This window comes from uncultured Photobacterium sp. (assembly GCF_947502415.1).
Classification (GTDB): Bacteria; Pseudomonadota; Gammaproteobacteria; order Enterobacterales; family Vibrionaceae; genus Photobacterium.
The window spans coordinates 1-1,713 of sequence record NZ_CANMZV010000077.1 but is presented as its reverse complement, the minus strand read 5'-3'; the positions used below and the strand labels follow the sequence as shown (position 1 = coordinate 1,713).

Sequence of the window (1,713 nt, the reverse complement as noted above, 5' to 3'; positions counted from 1 at the left end):
ATTCCCAACTCATACCACCTAACATTCCGATTGTTTTCATTCTGTACTCCATAATTTAAACGGCAATATAACGCCTGGGATAAGGTGCGCCACGACGAACCAACCAAGCACACCGAACTCCATACCAAAACCGCCGAGTGTAACGCGTCACCTTGATGCCTTTGTTAGCTGCGCCGAATTCATATATCTAGTGCCTAAACAACGCCCAACTTGATCACAACATCCTCGCCCACACTGGCATTTACAAGGTGAGTATAAAATTCATCGCTTTCCTGTTCTTCAAATACCCCAACAATGAAGTCTTTGCTTGTATTCCAAGTTTTAAATGGAGATAAATCAGAACTAATTTCAGCATTTAAATCCTTACATAGCGTCGTGTAGAAATCGTATTGATACAACATTAACTGTTCCCAATCGTTCTCAGAACTGCCCTGCATTAACTCTGAAAGCTTTTTATATAACGGGGATAATGTATCAACCATGTTACCCTCTACATCAACAACCCACTCCGAAGGACTCCACTTAAAATCATTTTCATTGCCAATTATGTTGTAACCAAAACATGGTTGACCGATCGTTTGGCAATCACAGTAGAATAACCAAAATCCAGCCACATAAACTTCGTCATATACATATACATTTTTCGCTATAGTTTTTCTTATCTGCTTTTCTATTTCTTTAAAAACTTTTTCTATTTGATTATTCATTACTTCTGCCTATTTGCAGCTAACGCCTGCAATAAGGTGTGCCCCACTGAACCAGCAAAGCGCACCGAACTCCAGACCAAAACCGCCGAGTGTAACGCATCACCTTGATTGCCTTGTTAGCACTCTTGAGAAATACGCTTTATTATGAACGTGTTTTAGCATTACCACCTTTACCTTTTGACACTGAATAAAGGACGAATATAATTGCAGGAATAAGAAGAACAGGGAACATTACACAAAGAGCGATAGCTCCGACTAATATTGCAATTCCGATGACGACACCAAGAACATTCCCTAAAAAGGCCAGTAAAGCTTGAAAAAACGATTTTACAAGAGGTAAAACAACAAAGATCAACAATAAAGCAACAACAACAATTCCAATCACAATATGCATGATAATTCCTTTTATTTTATAATTTTTCGATTTTTAACAACTTTGAGTGATTTACAATTTGGACAGAACATTCCAATACATACACGCCTTGTGAATGTATGACCACATTTTCTACATATAAAGAAATATGGAGGTCCTGGTATTATACCGCTCATTTTTACCTTCTCTTTAAAACGACCTTTTTCCCACTCTGTTCCACTACTCGATAACGCCTTAAAGAGTTTAATGCGCTAACTCCGCCAGCGGCAACTGCAATAGAAACAGCAGACACTGAGGTAGCACTACCTAGTACAGAAACAGCACCAAAACCAACCAAGCCACTTACTGGAGCCCCAGTCCCTCCACTTGAAATTAAAATTGTCACAGCAATACCAATCGCACCTATTGCGATAGCCCATGCAACTTTTCCTGTCGCTTTAATCCTTAGTACTTTTTTAGTTAAATCACCTTCAATTTCAATAGTATCCAGCTCATCTTTAAGAGCTTTCCCCAAGTCTTTCTCTGTATAAACTGTCACTTTTATCCTCCTAAAGTGCTAACGCCTGCGATAAGGTGTGCCCCACCGAACCAGCAAAGCACACAAAACTCCGAACCAAAACCGCCGAGTGTAAC

3 protein-coding genes are annotated in these 1,713 nt (G+C 39.5%); all 3 read right to left on the bottom strand.

Annotated features, from left to right (window positions below; all coding sequences use genetic code 11):
- Positions 1–194: 194 nt before the first annotated feature.
- Entirely contained in the window at positions 195–707 is a 513-nt protein-coding gene (locus Q0852_RS23555; RefSeq protein WP_299022866.1) for a hypothetical protein, read from the bottom strand.
- Between the two features lie 142 nt (positions 708–849).
- Positions 850–1,101 carry a hypothetical protein gene (locus Q0852_RS23550; protein ID WP_299022863.1) on the bottom strand — a complete coding sequence of 84 codons (252 nt, stop codon included), beginning with the start codon at positions 1,099–1,101 and terminating at the stop codon, positions 850–852.
- Between the two features lie 157 nt (positions 1,102–1,258).
- Positions 1,259–1,618 carry a hypothetical protein gene (locus Q0852_RS23545; RefSeq protein WP_299022860.1) on the bottom strand — a complete coding sequence of 120 codons (360 nt, stop codon included), beginning with the start codon at positions 1,616–1,618 and terminating at the stop codon, positions 1,259–1,261.
- Positions 1,619–1,713 lie beyond the last annotated feature (95 nt).

Coding starts and splice junctions, on each gene's coding strand:
- Q0852_RS23555 (WP_299022866.1), bottom strand. CDS start 707: ATGAATAATCAAATAGAAAAAGTTTTTAAAGAAATAGAAAAGCAGATA.
- Q0852_RS23550 (WP_299022863.1), bottom strand. CDS start 1,101: ATGCATATTGTGATTGGAATTGTTGTTGTTGCTTTATTGTTGATCTTT.